General features: G+C 42.8%; 22 protein-coding genes and 4 pseudogenes. 20 read left to right on the top strand and 6 right to left on the bottom strand.

Going from position 1 to position 16463, the window contains the following annotated elements:
- The first annotated feature begins 14 nt into the window (after window positions 1-14).
- The 7 genes and pseudogenes from AB1F57_RS08815 to AB1F57_RS08785 all read left to right on the top strand — a co-directional run bounded on the left by AB1F57_RS08815 (window position 15) and on the right by AB1F57_RS08785 (window position 4445).
- On the top strand, window positions 15-704 hold the full coding sequence (locus tag AB1F57_RS08815; RefSeq protein ID WP_238143333.1) for a peptidylprolyl isomerase: 690 nt from the start codon (window positions 15-17) through the stop codon (window positions 702-704).
- Window positions 685-1059, top strand: coding sequence for a TnpV protein (locus tag AB1F57_RS08810; protein WP_367985633.1), 375 nt, complete (start codon window positions 685-687; stop codon window positions 1057-1059). Before AB1F57_RS08815 ends, AB1F57_RS08810 begins: the two co-directional genes overlap by 20 nt.
- Window positions 1060-1442: 383 nt before the next feature.
- Window positions 1443-1874, top strand: coding sequence for a GTP-binding protein (locus AB1F57_RS08805; RefSeq protein ID WP_367985632.1), 432 nt, complete (start codon window positions 1443-1445; stop codon window positions 1872-1874).
- A gap of 79 nt (window positions 1875-1953) precedes the next feature.
- Window positions 1954-3047: pseudogene (locus AB1F57_RS08800) on the top strand (elongation factor G).
- A complete protein-coding gene (locus AB1F57_RS08795) occupies window positions 3008-3358 on the top strand; it encodes a hypothetical protein (protein ID WP_367986346.1) in 351 nt (116 codons plus the stop codon). The pseudogene AB1F57_RS08800 and the gene AB1F57_RS08795 overlap by 40 nt, the downstream one beginning before the upstream one ends.
- Before the next feature lie 51 nt (window positions 3359-3409).
- Complete coding sequence (locus tag AB1F57_RS08790) at window positions 3410-3583, top strand: cysteine-rich KTR domain-containing protein (RefSeq protein WP_011528024.1); 174 nt, start codon at window positions 3410-3412, stop codon at window positions 3581-3583.
- A gap of 451 nt (window positions 3584-4034) precedes the next feature.
- The gene (locus tag AB1F57_RS08785) at window positions 4035-4445 is read left to right on the top strand and encodes a hypothetical protein (RefSeq protein ID WP_002334817.1); all 411 of its coding nucleotides are present in this window, start codon (window positions 4035-4037) and stop codon (window positions 4443-4445) included.
- Here the strand turns inward: AB1F57_RS08785 and AB1F57_RS08780 are convergent.
- The 3 genes from AB1F57_RS08780 to AB1F57_RS08770 all read right to left on the bottom strand — a co-directional run bounded on the left by AB1F57_RS08780 (window position 4394) and on the right by AB1F57_RS08770 (window position 6813).
- Window positions 4394-5260 carry an aminoglycoside 6-adenylyltransferase AadE gene (locus tag AB1F57_RS08780; RefSeq protein WP_001255868.1) on the bottom strand — a complete coding sequence of 289 codons (867 nt, stop codon included), beginning with the start codon at window positions 5258-5260 and terminating at the stop codon, window positions 4394-4396. The genes AB1F57_RS08785 and AB1F57_RS08780 overlap by 52 nt on opposite strands.
- A 175-nt stretch (window positions 5261-5435) precedes the next feature.
- A complete protein-coding gene (locus AB1F57_RS08775) occupies window positions 5436-5981 on the bottom strand; it encodes an AAA family ATPase (protein WP_001071501.1) in 546 nt (181 codons plus the stop codon).
- Between the two features lie 28 nt (window positions 5982-6009).
- The gene (locus AB1F57_RS08770; RefSeq protein WP_002334816.1) at window positions 6010-6813 is read right to left on the bottom strand and encodes a helix-turn-helix domain-containing protein; all 804 of its coding nucleotides are present in this window, start codon (window positions 6811-6813) and stop codon (window positions 6010-6012) included.
- A 280-nt stretch (window positions 6814-7093) separates the two neighbouring features.
- Between AB1F57_RS08770 and AB1F57_RS08765 the strand changes: the two are divergent.
- The 7 genes and pseudogenes from AB1F57_RS08765 to AB1F57_RS08735 all read left to right on the top strand — a co-directional run.
- Window positions 7094-7558 (top strand): annotated as a pseudogene (locus tag AB1F57_RS08765) (RNA polymerase sigma factor).
- Between the two features lie 154 nt (window positions 7559-7712).
- On the top strand, window positions 7713-8720 hold the full coding sequence (locus tag AB1F57_RS08760) for an AAA family ATPase (protein ID WP_367985631.1): 1008 nt from the start codon (window positions 7713-7715) through the stop codon (window positions 8718-8720).
- Window positions 8721-9244: 524 nt separating this feature from the next.
- Window positions 9245-10210 carry a MobV family relaxase gene (gene mobV / locus AB1F57_RS08755; protein ID WP_367986345.1) on the top strand — a complete coding sequence of 322 codons (966 nt, stop codon included), beginning with the start codon at window positions 9245-9247 and terminating at the stop codon, window positions 10208-10210.
- 8 nt (window positions 10211-10218) lie between these two features.
- Window positions 10219-11073 carry a ParB/RepB/Spo0J family partition protein gene (locus AB1F57_RS08750; RefSeq protein WP_000743700.1) on the top strand — a complete coding sequence of 285 codons (855 nt, stop codon included), beginning with the start codon at window positions 10219-10221 and terminating at the stop codon, window positions 11071-11073.
- 45 nt (window positions 11074-11118) lie between these two features.
- The gene (locus AB1F57_RS08745; RefSeq protein ID WP_001206986.1) at window positions 11119-11349 is read left to right on the top strand and encodes a YdbC family protein; all 231 of its coding nucleotides are present in this window, start codon (window positions 11119-11121) and stop codon (window positions 11347-11349) included.
- Between the two features lie 71 nt (window positions 11350-11420).
- On the top strand, window positions 11421-11612 hold the full coding sequence (locus AB1F57_RS08740; RefSeq protein ID WP_001820669.1) for a hypothetical protein: 192 nt from the start codon (window positions 11421-11423) through the stop codon (window positions 11610-11612).
- A 54-nt stretch (window positions 11613-11666) separates the two neighbouring features.
- Window positions 11667-11828 (top strand): annotated as a pseudogene (locus AB1F57_RS08735) (recombinase); the annotation flags it as partial.
- A gap of 28 nt (window positions 11829-11856) precedes the next feature.
- Here the strand turns inward: AB1F57_RS08735 and AB1F57_RS08730 are convergent.
- The 3 genes and pseudogenes from AB1F57_RS08730 to AB1F57_RS08720 all read right to left on the bottom strand — a co-directional run.
- A pseudogene (locus AB1F57_RS08730) lies at window positions 11857-12117 on the bottom strand (topoisomerase DNA-binding C4 zinc finger domain-containing protein); the annotation flags it as partial.
- Between the two features lie 169 nt (window positions 12118-12286).
- The gene (gene erm(B), locus AB1F57_RS08725) at window positions 12287-13024 is read right to left on the bottom strand and encodes a 23S rRNA (adenine(2058)-N(6))-methyltransferase Erm(B) (RefSeq protein WP_002321849.1); all 738 of its coding nucleotides are present in this window, start codon (window positions 13022-13024) and stop codon (window positions 12287-12289) included.
- A gap of 124 nt (window positions 13025-13148) precedes the next feature.
- Window positions 13149-13232 (bottom strand): 23S rRNA methyltransferase attenuation leader peptide, encoded by an 84-nt coding sequence (locus AB1F57_RS08720; protein WP_013641314.1) that lies wholly within the window; start codon window positions 13230-13232, stop codon window positions 13149-13151.
- Between the two features lie 109 nt (window positions 13233-13341).
- Between AB1F57_RS08720 and AB1F57_RS08715 the strand changes: the two genes are divergently transcribed.
- From AB1F57_RS08715 to AB1F57_RS08690, 6 genes are all read left to right on the top strand, one after another.
- Window positions 13342-13641 carry a DUF5962 family protein gene (locus tag AB1F57_RS08715; RefSeq protein WP_000169469.1) on the top strand — a complete coding sequence of 100 codons (300 nt, stop codon included), beginning with the start codon at window positions 13342-13344 and terminating at the stop codon, window positions 13639-13641.
- Window positions 13642-13654: 13 nt separating this feature from the next.
- Window positions 13655-13945, top strand: a complete 291-nt coding sequence (locus AB1F57_RS08710; RefSeq protein ID WP_172049324.1) for a DUF5966 family protein — start codon at window positions 13655-13657, stop codon at window positions 13943-13945.
- Between the two features lie 95 nt (window positions 13946-14040).
- Complete coding sequence (locus AB1F57_RS08705; protein WP_367985630.1) at window positions 14041-14679, top strand: peptidylprolyl isomerase; 639 nt, start codon at window positions 14041-14043, stop codon at window positions 14677-14679.
- 39 nt (window positions 14680-14718) lie between these two features.
- Window positions 14719-15795, top strand: a complete 1077-nt coding sequence (locus AB1F57_RS08700) for a DNA primase (RefSeq protein ID WP_367985629.1) — start codon at window positions 14719-14721, stop codon at window positions 15793-15795.
- A 53-nt stretch (window positions 15796-15848) separates the two neighbouring features.
- Window positions 15849-16076: a DUF5965 family protein gene (locus tag AB1F57_RS08695; RefSeq protein WP_024378758.1), complete on the top strand. Its 228-nt coding sequence runs from the start codon at window positions 15849-15851 to the stop codon at window positions 16074-16076.
- Window positions 16073-16462 carry a DUF5945 family protein gene (locus AB1F57_RS08690; RefSeq protein WP_105100341.1) on the top strand — a complete coding sequence of 130 codons (390 nt, stop codon included), beginning with the start codon at window positions 16073-16075 and terminating at the stop codon, window positions 16460-16462. The genes AB1F57_RS08695 and AB1F57_RS08690 overlap by 4 nt, the downstream gene beginning before the upstream one ends.
- Window position 16463 lies beyond the last annotated feature (1 nt).

Raw genomic sequence — 16463 nt, 5'->3', positions numbered from 1 at the left:
TAGAGGAGTAAGCCATGTTAAATAAAGTGAAAGCTCGATTTCTGATTGGATTAGGAGGTTTAATCGCAGTCAGTTTTATGGTCATGATTGGCTACACGATTGGCTCACAAACCATTTCAAAGCAAACAGAGAACCAAATACGAGCAGAAGCCAATAAACTTGTGTCAAAGAAAAAGCAGGAGGAAAGAGCGACAGTCCTATCAGATGAGCTTGTCAATGAATTTCTCACTCAATATTTCACCAAGGTCCAGCTGGGTGAAAATAACGCTCGTATCAAACCCTACATGACGGACTCGGCATTTTCAGAAGAGGAAGCAAATCAGAATAAAGCGATCAATCAAGTTTATAAAGACTATATGCTTGACTACCGATTTGAATCAGCCAGTATCTATGTCAATACAGAAAGTAATGTTGCACTTGCGGAAGTTACCTATCAAGTGACCTATGTATCTGATTTGAGTGAGCAACAACAGCGAACCTCTCAAACAGAAACCAAGACGGTTATGTTATCCTACTCCAAAGTTTCCGACAAGCTCCTGGTTAATCAGTTGACCATTTGGAATGGAAAACTAGAGGACATTAAAGAAGCCACAGATGGTGCAAATTCCAGCATACCAACGATCCAAGGATGTAGGACGGATTTTGCGGACATTCAAATAAAAAAGAATGTGGAGGTAACAGACAATGGCAAAGACGATTTTTGAGGAACTGGGCGGCAAATATGAAAGGCAAGGCGACTATTTAATTCCATGTATAGCTTTACCCGCTGAAGAAGAACAGCCGATAGGCACATGGGGACAGCGGCGTCTGGATTATCTGAAGAAGTACCACAAAGTTACATACACCAATCTTCTCACAAGCGGCAGGCTGAACATTTACCTTGCCGACATCGACAGGCAGGCGCAGGAACGCTTTGAAAGGCTTATAGAGGGCATGAAACAGGCGCAGGGCATAACGGAACGGCTAAAGGAAGAAAATGCCCTAGAATGGACAGGATGCCTCAATAACATAAGGGCTTGTGCGAGGGAGATTGTAGGAAAAGAAATTATCTATGTATAAGCAGCAGGTTAACGGTAGAGTGAAAATTTTGCCACTTTTCCTGTTTTAGTGCAAAGTTTTAGTATTTCGTCAGCTTGACAAATAAATGATTAAGGAATATAATTAAGTTTGATTTCATACAAGGAGTTAATAAATATGCGGCAAGGTATTCTTAAATAAACTGTCAATTTGATAGTGGGAACAAAAAGTAGCAGTCCCGTTTCACTTTTAATATGGGGCTTAGTTTTTTGTACCCAGTTTAAGAATACTTTTATCATGTAATTTTATATGCCCGAAAACATATAAGTGTTTTGGGGCTATTGGAGTTATTTACCCAGTGATAGGAGTATTTATCACTGGGTATTTTTATGCCCTTTTTTGGGTGTTGATAGGAGGAAAATCACATGAAAATAATTAACTTAGGCATTCTGGCTCACGTTGACGCAGGAAAGACAACATTAACGGAGAGTTTATTGTATACCAGTGGTGCAATTGCAGAACCAGGGAGCGTAGATAAAGGCACAACAAGGACAGATACAATGAATTTGGAGCGTCAAAGGGGAATCACTATCCAGACAGCAGTGACATCTTTTCAGTGGGAGGATGTAAAAGTCAACATTATAGATACGCCAGGCCATATGGATTTTTTGGCGGAAGTATACCGTTCTTTATCCGTATTAGACGGAGCAGTATTATTAGTTTCTGCAAAGGATGGCATACAGGCACAGACCCGTATACTGTTTCATGCACTACAGACAATGAAGATTCCGACAATTTTTTCATCAATAAAATTGACCAAGAGGGGATTGATTTGCCAATGGTATATCAAGAAATGAAAGCAAAGCTTTCTTCGGAAATTATAGTGAAGCAAAGGTTGGGCAGCATCCCCATATAAATGTAACGGACAATGACGATATGGAACAGTGGGATGCGGTAATTATGGGAAACGATGAACTATTAGAGAAATATATGTCAGGGAAACCGTTTAAAATGTCAGAACTGGAACAGGAAGAAAACAGGAGATTCCAAAACGGAACGTTATTTCCCGTTTATCACGGAAGTGCTAAAAACAATCTGGGGATTCGGCAGCTTATAGAAGTGATTGCCAGTAAGTTTTATTCATCAACGCCTGAAGGTCAATCTGAACTATGCGGGCAGGTTTTTAAGATTGAATATTCAGAAAAAAGGAGGCGTTTGGCTTATGTGCGTCTGTACAGCGGCGCATTGCATTCGAGGGACGTTGTCAGAATATCAGAAAAAGAGAAAATAAAAATTACAGAGATGAGTATTCCTACAAACGGTGAATTGTGTTTAGCAGATACGGCTTACTCTGGTGATATTGTAATTTTACCAAATGATGTTTTGCAGCTAAACAGTATTTTGGGGAACGAAATGCTGTTGCCGCAGAGAAAATTTATTGAAAATCCTCTCCCTATGCTCCAAACAACGATTGCAGTAAAGAAATCTGAACAGCGGGAAATATTGCTTGGGGCACTTACAGAAATTTCAGATGGCGACCCTCTTTTAAAATATTATGTGGATACTACAACGCATGAGATTATACTTTCTTTTTTGGGGAATGTGCAGATGGAAGTCATTTGTGCCATCCTTGAGGAAAAATACCATGTGGAGGCAGAAATAAAAGATCCTACTGTTATATATATGGAAACACCGCTTAGAAAAGCAGAATATACCATCCACATAGAAGTCCCGCCAAATCCTTTCTGGGCTTCTGTCGGGTTGTCCATAGAGCCGCTCCCTATTGGAAGCGGAGTGCAGTATGAAAGCAGAGTTTCACTTGGATATTTAAACCAATCGTTCCAAAATGCGGTTATGGAGGGGTTCTTTATGGCTGCGAGCAGGGGCTGTATGGATGGAAAGTGACAGACTGTAAAATCTGTTTTGAATATGGATTGTATTATAGTCCTGTAAGTACCCCCGCAGACTTTCGGCTGCTTTCCCCTATCGTATTGGAGCAGGCTTTAAAAAAGCAGGGACAGAACTATTAGAGCCATATCTCCACTTTGAAATTTATGCACCGCAGGAATATCTCTCACGGGCGTATCATGATGCCCCAAGGTATTGTGCAGATATTGTAAGTACTCAGGTAAAGAATGACGAGGTCATTCTGAAAGGAGAAATCCCTGCCAGATGTATTCAAGAATACAGGAACGATTTAACTTATTTCACAAATGGGCAGGGAGTCTGCTTGACAGAGTTAAAAGGATACCAGCCAGCTATTGGTAAATTTATTTGCCAACCCCGCCGCCCGAATAGCCGTATAGATAAGGTTCGGCATATGTTCCACAAGTTAGCTTAACAGCTTGCAAAAGTCATATAAAATGAGATTTGAAAGGATTAGAGACTAATTATGATGAAATGCGAATGGATATTGTGTCCTGTTTGTGGGAGCAAAACCCGTAATAAAATTAGGAAGGACACTGTTTTGGAGAATTATCCCCTTTATTGTCCAAAATGCAGACAAGAAAGCTTGATTAAAGTTGACAACTTGAAGATAACTGTCATCAAAGAGCCAGACGCTTAAGACGCAGAGCCGATGAAATTGTGGAACAATTCACGAATCATCGGCTCTTTTTGTTTCGTATTTGAAAGAACAAACTCACCAAATAAAAAAAACGATATTCGGGTGGGTTATTTTGTTATACCCTAAATTACCCTCTGAGTAAGCACGACCTTAAAGACTTAAAGGAACGGTGCAACGAGCAGAGCTGGGAACAGGGAGTTTCCCAAAGTTAAAGATACCACATCAATCCCACGCGGACTTTTGCTCAACCGATACAGCCGGAGGGCTGGATAACAAGAAAAGGCGGTATGCGCCCCGTGGAGGGGTAGCGTACCGCCTTTTCTTGTGGGGGTTTCCAAAGGGGGCAACGCCCCCATTTGGCACACGACTTTGCGAAGCAAAGTGTAGTGTGTTATACGCTCTGCCGGCGTTGCCGTGAAAATGCCGTTGCCGCCGGGGAGGGCAAGGGCATTTGAAGCGGCAGGAAAACAGGGCTGTGCTTGCGTGGCGTGGAGCCGCAAGCGCAGGTCTGGACTCATCAGCAGACAGGGCGTATATGAAAGCCCCAGTTCCTCGTCCTACGCTCCAACTTGTGGACAAAGTGTCCCGAAGTTGTGGCCACACTCCCGGAAAAGTAGCAGGACAACGGGCAACCGTCAAGGCTGAAATGAACGGGTTTACACCCGGCCTTGACCTCCGCCCGCTGTCCCGCTGGATGGGTGGACAAGGCGGCCAATCCCTCAAAGTGCTTGGCCGCTCTCTTTCTGATTTTGAGGTATTCAGTTTTTCAAAATTGAATAATCAAAATAAATTTTTTCGATTGAAAAAATTTTATTTGTTATCATCTTCAATGCCATATTTTTTCTTTTGCCGAATCACATAATTACTGATTTTTTCATCATATAGTGGATACTGGTAATCCAACTGGCATGCCACTTCTGACGAAACCTCCCGGAACAATGCCATACATTGTTCAAAGGATTCCCACATATGGGGATAGGAATCCATATTATAAGTGGACATAAGTCGTTCCCACAATTCCTCTGGGACATATTGCTTCATAAATTTATAGTTTTTTCCCAAACTGAAATGAAATCCCTGTTTGATACCAATCAGCCAGGAAATCATGCGAAGCAATTCTTTTCGTACTATATCATTCATATGGTCAATAGCAAAAAGAATTTCTTTGCGGCATAAGCCCTTTACTACATATGTTGTAGTATTCCAAAATTCATTACAGCAATCGTCAAACATTCTTTGAGTAGGCTTCTGCAAGTGGTAGTCTATATCCGTTGGTATTGGCGGCTTTACGATACGGTTGTCTTTATCCAACAGTAACTTTACCAGTTTATCCCATGTAAAATACTCGTCTATCAGTTCCAGCGGCAGCAAAGTTAAATCTATCTTAACATCATCAGTAAACAGCATTAAATATGAAAATCCCTTTTCTACAGCTGGAAATAATTCCATATCTTCCGGCTTTTGCAGAATCAACCTTTCACCAAATATATCTAGCCATTTATCATCACTTGTGAAGCTGTCCATATCCGTAACAAAAAAAGTAATATCAAAATCCTGAAAATCATCAGGCGGAATATTTGTATTTGTTCTAGATCCTTCCAAAGTAACCATGCGAATGCGTTTGTCTGTTTTTGCAAAATTCAAAACAATATCATAAACTTCCTTTTCTGATCTCATTTTTATCTCCTCCAATTATTGAAATAGGTGTGAAGCCATTTTAGGGCTTTCCCGCCTTGATTACCCTTTAGCAAAGACGGGCGGGACTGTCAACGGCGGCGCATGAAATGCGCCGTTCATCTTGACCGTTGACTGGCTCGGCTGGCTTTGCTATCTTCCTGACAAATGGGAATGTCTAAGATAGTAAAGACGTCCCACATGCAACTCTTTCTTTTATTGCGGAAACCGTATCTTTAATTGTGAATGTAGTTGTGTCTATGACATTTGATTCATATACTCCCAAACCGGAAAATTGCTCCCACATTGTTTCCACTAATTCAATATTTGTTTTTCTATCTAATTTTGAGCGTTCCACAGCTCGCTTCATAGTTTCTTTTTTACTCGCTCTTAATACAATATAGTGTACCTCGTAATCTTCTTGGGCAAGAGCTTTCCACGGCTCCAAAAACCATGGCCCGACAATCCCATCTACAATTACATCATATCCGCCACGAGCATATCGCTTTGCAGCTTCTAAAAAGGCTTCAATGACAACCAGATTTTGCTCGTTGGATTCTGGCAAATGTGGTGGTATTGCGCCTTTGCTTAAGTAATGAAAAAAGTCATCGGTGTGCATATGCACTGATTTATCCATATCTGATTCCTTTGCGACAATTGACGCAGTTGTTGTTTTTCCTGTCCCCGGTGAGCCTGTAATCACAATAATTCTTCCTTGATTCATCTGTATTTTCCCTCACAATTCAAATTTATCACTTTGTTCCTGCCTGCTCAATCATCTTCTTCGCAAACTGCTGGAACATTTCAACAGTTTCTTTATCCATCGGTGTAAGCTGTCCGATCTGTCCAGCTATCATCGCCGTTACATCGTCAATGGAAAGTGGTTTTTGTTTCTGTTCCGCCAGTGCGTCCCGCATGGCTTGGAACATAGCGGCGGTCACAGCTTCTCCCGGCTGTTCCCCGTTGTCAATGTCTTTCTTAATGTCCCGCAGGATAGCCAGGAACACATTTTTGATTTTTTCAATCTCCGCTTCATGTTCCCCTATCTTTTGGGCGTTCAAAAGCTGTAAATCCTGCTTCGCTTCTGCCCGGTGTTCCGGGTGTTCTTTCATCAGGTCGGACAGGGAAGCCGTTGCCATCTCGATAAGCTGGTTTCTTGCTGTTATGCCCTTTGCCGCCGTATCCTGAAAATAAATCCGTATCAAATCTATCAGCTTAGGAAAATTCCTGTGTTCCAACAGGCGGTTGAGGATTTGCACATCAACAGCACCCGTCACAAGCCCCCTCACGGCTCCCTCGGACAAGCCTAATTCAGAAATATCGTAGCTTTTACGAACGCTCACGGTAGACAAGCCCAGTATGTAGTCTGTCGATACCTTAAATTCCTTTGCCACACCTATGAGAATATCACTGCTGACCGTTCTTGTTTCGCCGCTGACAATGCGGCTCAACTGGGAAGCGGAAACGCCTATCTTCTCCGCAAGTTCCTTTTGTGTGATGTGGTTCCCGTTGCATAAATCGGAAATCCGCTGTCCGGGCGTTCCGGGTAAAGCCATAGATACGCACCTCCTCCGCATACTTCCATTATACAGAATGATTGCAAAAATGCAATTTCCAAAGTGTAAACTTCATCAAAATGCAATTCTCGCAATATTCCGGGAATTGCATTTTTTTCGTGTAGACTTAGGGTAGTTCATCGATGGACGGCACCTTGAAAACAGAATGACCGTCCGAAAAGGAATACCCCGGCTGGGGAAGCACCGCAAGGAGTCGGACTTCGGGACAAAATGTCCCGAAGTTGCGAGGAGCGTGCCAACGCCGGAACACGCCGCAGGAATGGGGCAGGAAACCTTTTCGGGGAGAACGGCAACGGAAAGCGGCACAAGGTATTTTATCAGCTTTAAGGACGGGCAGGGCAAATCCCACGAGTTGGAAGTGTCGGAACAGTTCTTTATGGAGTTTCGGCAGATGGAGCGCAGGAACAGGAATCTTTTCTAATGGGACGAGCGGCACAGGGAGTTTAACGAGGTATGGGACGAAACCCTTTACAGACGGGCGTTGCGTGTGCCTAAGAGCCTTGATGAACGCATGGTTGAGGAAGAACGGAATGAAACGCTCTATAAGGCGGTTGGGAGCCTTCCAGAGATACAAAGGCGGCGTTTCCTGCTCTACTACGAGCATGAGTTCAATTTTTACCAAATCGCCGCTATGGAGCATTGCACCGCTTCGGCAATACAGAAATCTGTTGCGATTGCAAAGGAGAAAGTAAAGGCGGAAATGAAAAAGTATCTCCAACCGTGACCGACACCGCCCGAAAAAGAAATCTGTTTTTTATTTGTGTGGGATTGGCGGCATTACATACTCTCACTTTTTTCCGTGGGAGTAAATCTATTTTTAAGGAGGTCAACGCCTATGTGCAACGAAAACAAAGACACCGCCCGAAAGGAGGAAAGCCATGCAGAAGTTACAGACAGTCAACGCCGAAACGCTCCTTTATGAACCGCTTGAGAAACCATCCTTTGTGGTGGACAGCCTTATCCCGACAGGCTTATCGCTGTTCTGCGGCTCACAGAAGATAGGCAAAAGCTGGCTCATGCTGAAGCTATGCTTATGCGTGTCGCAGGGAATCCCTTTATGGGATATGCCGACAATGGAGGGCGATGTGCTTTACCTCTGCCTTGAGGACACGTTCTGCCGCATACAGGACAGGTTATTTCGTTTGACGGACGAAGCAAGCGGGCGGCTCCACTTTGCCGTGGCAAGCTGCAAGCTGTCAGACGGTCTTATCGTGCAGCTTGAAGATTATCTGAAAGATTACCCAGACAGCAGGCTCATTGTCATTGATACCTTGCAGAAAGTCCGTACAGCTTCAAAAGACAATGCCTATGCAAGCGACTATGGGGACATCTCCCTCATCAAAGACTTTGCCGACAGGCACTCTCTGGCGGTCATTGTCGTACACCACATCCGAAAGCAGAATGACAGCGACGTGTTCAACAAGGTGTCTGGGACGACAGGATTAACGGGGAGTGCGGACGCTACCTTTGTTCTGGAAAAGGAGAAACGGGCATCCGACACCGCCAAGCTGTATGTGACGGGCAGGGACACGCCTTATCAGGAATACACGCTGCGTTTCCGTGATTGCAGTTGGGAACTTGTGGAGAGAAAAACACAGGAGCAGCTTGCGAAAGAAACGATACCAGACGTCCTTTTTCAGTTGGTGGATTTTATGAGGGATAAGGAAGAATGGGCAGGCACGGCAACGGAACTGTTAGCCGCTATGGGGGAAACGGAAACCATACCCACAGTGATTACGAAATGGCTGAATGAATACCGCACCACATTTTTAAGCGAGAACCGTATCTGCTACCAGTACAGCCGCAGGAAAGACGGCAGGCAGATTGCCCTTGCAAGGAGGGCGGGTGACAGCGATATTAGGATACCCCCCTGTTACTGTCATTGACGCTTAAAGCCATGTAAAGCTGGCGGCTCTGCCCTGCGGGTGACAGCAGTGACGGTGGTGACAGTGATTTTAGGATACCCTGCCGCTGTCATCCCTACGGGAGAACACCCCGTAAACGCAAAATGCAGGCGTGAGATTTACTCGCCCTTTTCGGTCGTGTAAAACCACCCCTGCGGTCAGAAAAATCATTCCGATTTTTCCGACTGCGTTTACAGGGTGTAACACACTACACTTTGCCCTGCAAAGTCGTGTGCCAGACGTTCCCTCTGGACTCCCTTAAGGCAGGGCTGTGCCCTGCTATCCTACGCCTTACGGCTTCGGATAAAAGAATGGCGGCATGACGGTGACGGCTCTTGCGAGGGGGGTATCCCAAAAACACCGTCATCATCGACATGACCGTCATGCAGGGGGTGAGGGTGACAGTTGCGGCAGTCGGCAGGGGGTATCCCAAAACTGCTGTCACCACCGTCACCGCTGTCACCCCAAAGGACGGTCACCCGCCGAAAGAAAGGAGGAATCCGCCTATGCCTTATGCAATCCTGCGTTTCCAGAAACGAAAAGCGGGCGGCGTTGCGGCTTGTGAACGCCACAACGAGCGGAAGAAAGAAGCCTACAAAAGCAACCCAGATATAGATATGGAACGCTCTAAAAACAATTACCATCTCATAGCACCACCAAAGTACACCTACAAGAAAGAGATTAACCGCATGGTAGCCGAAGCGGGGTGCAGGACAAGGAAAGACAGCGTGATGATGGTGGAAACGCTCATCACGGCTTCACCAGAATTTATGAACCAGTTACCGCCCGAAGAACAAAAAGCGTATTTCCAGACGGCTCTGGATTTCATTTCGGAGCGTGTCGGGGAGCAGAATATCCTCTCCGCTGTCGTCCATATGGACGAGAGAACGCCCCATATGCACCTCTGCTTTGTGCCGATTACGCCAGACAATAAGCTGTCAGCGAAAGCTATCTTAGGCAACCAGAAATCATTATCCGAGTGGCAGACCGCCTACCATGAGCGGATGTCCTCACGGTGGAATCAGCTTGAACGGGGGCAGTCCTCAATGGAAACCAAGCGGAAACACGTCCCCACATGGCTCTATAAATTAGGCGGCAGGCTTGATAAACAGTATGAAGAAATCGTGTCTGCCCTATCCGACATCAACGCCTTTAACGCAGGGAAGAAAAGGGATAAAGCGTTAGATTTACTCTCTGCATGGCTGCCAGACGTGGAGAAATTCTCTAAGGAAATCGGGAAACAGCAGGCGTATATCGACAGTTTGAAAGAGAGAATTGGGCAGGAATCAGACTATGCGGGGCGTATGCGTGATGAAAAGTACGAGCAGGAACTAAAGGTGCAGAAAGCGAATCAGAAGATATTTGAATTGCAGAGAACCAACGAGCAGATGGGGCGGCTGCTGTCAAAAATACCGCCCGAAGTGTTGGAAGAATTGCAGAAAAATCATAGAAGCAGAGCGAAAGAAAGGTAGATATGTGAATGAAGAAACAGGATTTTAAGGTGTTAAAGACCAAAGACTTGTACCCGTTCCCCGACAATCCGTTTCATGTGGCAGAAGATGAAACACTGTCAGAGTTAGCGGAAAGCATCAAGGAATTTGGCATTGTCACGCCGATAATCACACGCCCGAAAGAGGACGGGGACGGTTATGAAGTGATTGCAGGACAGCGGCGTGTCCGTGCTTCTGAACTTGCAGGGATAAATACCGTGCCTGCGTTTGTCCTGCCCTTAGACCGTGACCGAGCCATCATCACCCTTGTAGACAGCAATTTGCAGCGTGAGAATATCCTGCCATCGGAGCGGGCGTTTGCTTACAAGATGAAATCCGAAGCCATGAAGCGGCAGGGTTTCCGCACAGACTTAACCTCGTCACAAGTTGTGACGAAGTTGCGGACGGACGACAAGGTGGCACAGGGCTTCGGCGTGGGCAGGATGACCGTGCAGCGTTTTATCCGCCTGACGGAACTGATACCGCCGATTTTGCAGATGGTGGACGAGGGGAAAATCGCCCTCACGCCTGCGGTGGAACTGTCCTTCTTGAAGAAAGACGAGCAGGAAAACCTCTTTGCCACGATGGAGAGCGAAGAAGCAACGCCCTCACTCTCACAGGCACAGCGGATGAAACAGTTAAGCCAGAGCGGGCGGCTTGACATGGATACGATATTTGCGATTATGACGGAGGAAAAGGGCAACCAGAAAGAAACCTTGAAAATCAACACAAGCAAGCTGAAAAAATACTTTCCGAAGAACACAACGCCGAAGCAGATGGAGGAAACCATCATCAAACTTTTGGAGCGTGAGTTGCAGAGGAAACGCAACCGTGACAGCCGCTAATCTTCTTTTTTCGGGAAGTAAATACAGAGAGTTGAGGTATGGAGAATGAGAGAAATCCAGTATGAAATCGTAAAGGAAATCGCAGTATTGTCTACGGGCGACAGTGGCTACACAAAGGAAATCAATCTCATTTCATGGAATGGGAAAGAGCCGAAGTATGACATCCGCAGCTTTTCCCCGAACCGTGAAAAGTGCGGCAAGGGAATCACGCTGAACGCTGATGAAGCGGCGGCACTCCTTAAAGCATTACAGAAAGAATTAAACAGCGAGGATTAATGGTATCTGATTGGCAGGGCGGGGACATTTCCAAACTCTTCCCTGCCCTGTCTGGAAAGGAAGATTTAAGTATGGGCGAGGATAAGAAAGCAGATAAAAAGAGAAAGCGTATCGTGCCAAAAGCACCAGTGCAGATGATAATCAGCCGTGAATATGTCGGCACACAGACCGTTACAGAAGCGTTTGTCCCGATTATCTCCGAGGATATTCGGAAGAAGATTGCCGAGGGCGACACCTTCGACAATGAGGGGCTGTCCGCTTAGAATGTACGCAATGGGACATGAAAACAGATAGGACAGATACGGAGGTTTTACAGTATGGCAGGAATCAAAGAAGAAAAGAAAATCTATTTAGTCGGCATTTATTGCCGCTTATCTAAAGACGATGGTACGGATAACGAGAGTGCGAGCATTGCGACACAGAAATCCATCCTCACGGATTATGTGAAAAAGCAGGGATGGCACATAGCAAAAACGTATAAAAGCCCTCTTTAAAGGGCTTTTATGTTTATTTTGAGAAAGATATAAAATCAATATATCCCTTTTCTCCGATTTTTACAACGGCATTGTAGGACTTTCTATCTTTCGTTTTGATTCCTTTTACCAGGGTTTCTTTTCCCTCTAGTAATTCTTTTACATTTGTTTTGGTGAGTTTTTTCTTTCTAAAATGTTCAGCTAAAGTGAAGGTACATTCAGGATAATTTGAACAACCATAAAACGATTTTTTTAATACAATATTGTTGCCACACTTAGGACATTTTCCTACAAGGGGTCCCGAGCGCTTAGTGGGAATTTGTACCCCTTATCGATACAAATTCCCCGTAGGCGCTAGGGACCTCTTTAGCTCCTTGGAAGCTGTCAGTAGTATACCTAATAATTTATCTACATTCCCTTTAGTAACGTGTAACTTTCCAAATTTACAAAAGCGACTCATAGAATTATTTCCTCCCGTTAAATAATAGATAACTATTAAAAATAGACAATACTTGCTCATAAGTAACGGTACTTAAATTGTTTACTTTGGCGTGTTTCATTGCTTGATGAAACTGATTTTTAGTAAACAGTTGACGATATTCTCGATTGACCCATTTTGAAACAAAGTACGTATATAGCTTCCAATATTTATCTGGAACATCTGTGGTATGGCGGGTAAGTTTTATTAAGACACTGTTTACTTTTGGTTTAGGATGAAAGCATTCCGCTGGCAGCTTAAGCAATTGCTGAATCGAGACTTGAGTGTGCAAGAGCAACCCTAGTGTTCGGTGAATATCCAAGGTACGCTTGTAGAATCCTTCTTCAACAATCAGATAGATGTCAGACGCATGGCTTTCAAAAACCACTTTTTTAATAATTTGTGTGCTTAAATGGTAAGGAATATTCCCAACAATTTTATACCTCTGTTTGTTAGGGAATTGAAACTGTAGAATATCTTGGTGAATTAAAGTGACACGAGTATTCAGTTTTAATTTTTCTGACGATAAGTTGAATAGATGACTGTCTAATTCAATAGACGTTACCTGTTTACTTATTTTAGCCAGTTTCGTCGTTAAATGCCCTTTACCTGTTCCAATTTCGTAAACGGTATCGGTTTCTTTTAAATTCAATTGTTTTATTATTTGGTTGAGTACTTTTTCACTCGTTAAAAAGTTTTGAGAATATTTTATATTTTTGTTCATGTTATCACTCCTGAAGTGATTACATCTGTAAATAAATACAGAAGTTAAATGATTTGTTTGTAATTTTAGTTATCTGTTTAAAAAGTCATAAGATTAGTCACTGGTAGGAATTAATCTAACGTATTTATTTATCTGCGTAATCACTGTTTTTAGTCTGTTTCAAAACAGTAGATGTTTTATCTACATTACGCATTTTGAATACCAACATGACGAATCCCTCCTTCTTAATTACAAATTTTTAGCATCTAATTTAACTTCAATTCCTATTATACAAAATTTTAAAATGAAGTCAAGAAATCACATAAGGAGCACAGACCATGACCAAAACAGTAGAAGAAATACGTTATCAACTTGAACAATGGTTGGCACAAGGTTTTACAAGCCCAGAGGATAGAGCCAACTACCAAGCTTTAAAGGAACAGTATGAAGATGAAACTCTTGATTATAGCTTTTCAAAGCGTGAAATCACTGGACAGCTGGAACTCATCATCACAAGTCGTGAGAATGATTTTCCAAACTTAGATGAGGTGACGAAGGCAGAATACCTTGATTTGGTTGCCCAACTTGATGATTTAGACAAGAGACAGGCTGACTATTATCGCAAGCAATTAGCCTAGAAAGAGGTGTAAGATGTTGGAGCAAATTCTACAAAGCCTTTTGATTATCGCAGCAATAGGACTGATGTTGTTTGTCCTTTATCGGATTGTGAAAGTTTCAGGTGCTTTATTTCTTATCGGACTCATCAGTGGATTAGTCTTTATTGAAATATATGGAATTTACCTATTCTTCACAGAAAGACACCTTTATACAGAAGATTTAGCCACCAATGGTATTTGGAGTTTTACAGGATTTTTTATTGCTTTGAATCTATTTTTAGTTTTTAGTATTATTATGAAGTGGTGGAGAAATAGAATAGTTTAACACGGAGGATTACCAATAGGTAGTCCTTTTTCTTGTGATAAAATCTCCAAGTTAATCTTGTTATGATGTGGCTATCATTAATAAAGGAGTAAGCCATGTTAAATAAAGTGAAAGCTCGATTTCTGATTGGAGTAGGAGGTTTAATCGCAGTCAGTTTTATGGTCATGATAGGCTATACGATTGGCTCACAATCCGTTTCAAAACAAACAGAGAACCAAATACGAGCAGAAGCCAATAAACTTGTTTCAAAGAAAAATCAGGAGGAAAGAGCGACAGTCCTATCAGATGAGCTTGTCAAAGAATTTCTCACTCAATATTTCACCAAGGTCCAGCTTGGTGAAAATAACGCTCGTATCAAGCCCTACATGACGGATTCGGCATTTTCAGAAGAGGAAGCAAATCAGAATAAAGCAATTAATCAAGTTTATAAAGATTATATGCTTGACTACCGATTTGAATCAGCCAGTATCTATGTCAATACAGAAAGCAATGTTGCACTTGCGGAAGTTACCTATCAAGTGACCTATGTTTCTGATTTGAGTGAGCAACAACAGCGAACTACTCAGACAGAAACTAAGACGGTTATGTTGTCCTACTCCAAAGTTTCCGACAAGCTCCTAGTTAATCAGTTGACCATTTGGAATGGGAAACTGGAGGACATGAAAGAAGCAACAGATGGAGACAATTCCAACATACCAACGATCCAAGGAACTACAACAAGCGAGAACAACTAGCAGGAGACAGTCTTCTGCTTTTTTTGATAGGGAGACATGATGACACGAATTAAAATAGTAAAACAAAAGGCCATTTTAGATGTGGCTGAAAGTTTGGGTTATTCCTTCAGACGTTTATCAGGACACATTTATGAACACCCAGACCATGATTCCTTTCGGATTTTTGCCGATACCAATACTTTCAAATGGTTTTCAAGAGATATACAAGGGGATGTGATTGACTTTGTTCAATTAGTGGCAGGTGTTACTTTCAAAGAGGCTGTATCCTATCTTGAAACTGGAGATTTTGAACAGGCTACGGTAATAGAAGAAACTTATCAACCGTTTCAATATTATTTGCATGAAGAGCCGTTTCAGCAAGCACGTATTTACTTAAAAGACATCCGTGGCCTAAGTGATCAGACTATCAATACCTTTGGTAGACAAGGATTGCTTGCTCACGCTACTTATCAATCGGAGCCCGTATTAGTGTTAAAAAGCTATGACCACAACGGGACCTTACAGGCCGCAAGCCTTCAAGGTCTCGTCAAAAATGAAGAAAAACACGATCGAGGTTATCTCAAAAAAATCATGAAAGGATCTCATGGCTATGTCGGTATTAGTTTCGATATTGGGAATCCTAAGCGACTCATTTTTTGTGAATCAGTTATCGATATGATGAGTTATTATCAGCTTTACAAAAAGCAATTATTCGATGTTCGCCTGATTTCAATGGAAGGTTTAAAACTTTCTGTGATTGCTTATCAGACCTTGCGTCTAGCAGCAGAGGAACAGGGGAAATTGGCATTTCTAGATACAGTAAAACCAAGCAGGCTTAGCCATTATCTTCAGGCAATACAAGAGACGACAACCTTCTTCCAAACTCATTCAAATGCATTAACATTGGCTGTTGATAACGATGAGGCAGGAAGAGAATTTTGTCAGAAACTGTCAGATAAAGGACTTCCGCTTTCTCAAGATTTACCACCATTGCAAGGACTTGAAACAAAGTTAGATTGGAATGATATTGTGAAACGACAGAAGGAATTATCTTTAAGAGATCTTATCCAGTCTGCCCACACAAAAGTTATTAGAGACTATCCTCCACCTAAACGAGAGCACACTTTTGGATTGTGATAACAAAATCAAGTCCGCTATCATAATCTAGAAAGTGACAAGGAGGACACCCTATGAGTGTGATTGAACGTCTGGCTGAAAAAGTAGCTAGACAAGAAGAAAAGGTCTCACGTGAGACGGAGAAATTGGAACACTATCGAGACCAACTACAAACAGCTATGTACAGTACCTTTATCAAACGGCAACAATCTAGTCGGTTGTCATTTCATGAAGCACTTGAGCAAGCCTTTGGTAAAGAAACCACACTACACCCAGATTACAGAAATGAGGATACAGAATGAGTAAAACATGGAATTTTGATCAGCCACTAGATGATGTGAAACCAACATCGTCCCATGAAGAACGAGCTAAAATCGCAGCACTCTTCCATAAACAAGATGAAAAACCAATTGAAGAAGTAGATTATGTGACTGCTTTTGAACAGCAACAAAAGGAGTCAGAATCTAAAGATGTACAAACGCTCGCATCAGCCGTTAAACAAAGTCAGCCGAAGAAGGTAAATATTACAAGTGACTATAAACAACACTTGGCTGATACCATTGCACAAAACAACAAGGATATTTCCGCCTGTCAGAAGCAAATTGAAGAACTTCATCAATTGATTGATGAAAAGAAAATCCAAAATAAAAAGTTACAGGCTATTTCAGTAGCCATTGATGATTTATAAG

Source organism: Streptococcus nasisuis (genome assembly GCF_040836615.1).
Taxonomy (GTDB): Bacteria; Bacillota; Bacilli; order Lactobacillales; family Streptococcaceae; genus Streptococcus; species Streptococcus suis_V.
The sequence above is the reverse complement of the archived record's forward strand: the minus strand, read 5'-3'. Positions and strand labels throughout refer to the sequence as shown.

Excerpts from the sequence above, each read along its gene's own strand:
- AB1F57_RS08815 (WP_238143333.1), top strand. The coding sequence starts at position 15 with ATGTTAAATAAAGTGAAAGCTCGATTTCTGATTGGATTAGGAGGTTTA.
- AB1F57_RS08810 (WP_367985633.1), top strand. The coding sequence starts at position 685 with ATGGCAAAGACGATTTTTGAGGAACTGGGCGGCAAATATGAAAGGCAA.
- AB1F57_RS08805 (WP_367985632.1), top strand. The coding sequence starts at position 1,443 with ATGAAAATAATTAACTTAGGCATTCTGGCTCACGTTGACGCAGGAAAG.
- AB1F57_RS08790 (WP_011528024.1), top strand. The coding sequence starts at position 3,410 with ATGATGAAATGCGAATGGATATTGTGTCCTGTTTGTGGGAGCAAAACC.
- AB1F57_RS08780 (WP_001255868.1), bottom strand. The coding sequence starts at position 5,260 with ATGAGATCAGAAAAGGAAGTTTATGATATTGTTTTGAATTTTGCAAAA.
- AB1F57_RS08775 (WP_001071501.1), bottom strand. The coding sequence starts at position 5,981 with ATGAATCAAGGAAGAATTATTGTGATTACAGGCTCACCGGGGACAGGA.
- AB1F57_RS08770 (WP_002334816.1), bottom strand. The coding sequence starts at position 6,813 with ATGGCTTTACCCGGAACGCCCGGACAGCGGATTTCCGATTTATGCAAC.
- AB1F57_RS08760 (WP_367985631.1), top strand. The coding sequence starts at position 7,713 with ATGCAGAAGTTACAGACAGTCAACGCCGAAACGCTCCTTTATGAACCG.
- mobV (WP_367986345.1), top strand. The coding sequence starts at position 9,245 with ATGCCTTATGCAATCCTGCGTTTCCAGAAACGAAAAGCGGGCGGCGTT.
- AB1F57_RS08750 (WP_000743700.1), top strand. The coding sequence starts at position 10,219 with ATGAAGAAACAGGATTTTAAGGTGTTAAAGACCAAAGACTTGTACCCG.
- AB1F57_RS08745 (WP_001206986.1), top strand. The coding sequence starts at position 11,119 with ATGAGAGAAATCCAGTATGAAATCGTAAAGGAAATCGCAGTATTGTCT.
- AB1F57_RS08740 (WP_001820669.1), top strand. The coding sequence starts at position 11,421 with ATGGGCGAGGATAAGAAAGCAGATAAAAAGAGAAAGCGTATCGTGCCA.
- AB1F57_RS08720 (WP_013641314.1), bottom strand. The coding sequence starts at position 13,232 with ATGTTGGTATTCAAAATGCGTAATGTAGATAAAACATCTACTGTTTTG.
- AB1F57_RS08715 (WP_000169469.1), top strand. The coding sequence starts at position 13,342 with ATGACCAAAACAGTAGAAGAAATACGTTATCAACTTGAACAATGGTTG.
- AB1F57_RS08710 (WP_172049324.1), top strand. The coding sequence starts at position 13,655 with ATGTTGGAGCAAATTCTACAAAGCCTTTTGATTATCGCAGCAATAGGA.
- AB1F57_RS08705 (WP_367985630.1), top strand. The coding sequence starts at position 14,041 with ATGTTAAATAAAGTGAAAGCTCGATTTCTGATTGGAGTAGGAGGTTTA.
- AB1F57_RS08700 (WP_367985629.1), top strand. The coding sequence starts at position 14,719 with ATGACACGAATTAAAATAGTAAAACAAAAGGCCATTTTAGATGTGGCT.
- AB1F57_RS08695 (WP_024378758.1), top strand. The coding sequence starts at position 15,849 with ATGAGTGTGATTGAACGTCTGGCTGAAAAAGTAGCTAGACAAGAAGAA.
- AB1F57_RS08690 (WP_105100341.1), top strand. The coding sequence starts at position 16,073 with ATGAGTAAAACATGGAATTTTGATCAGCCACTAGATGATGTGAAACCA.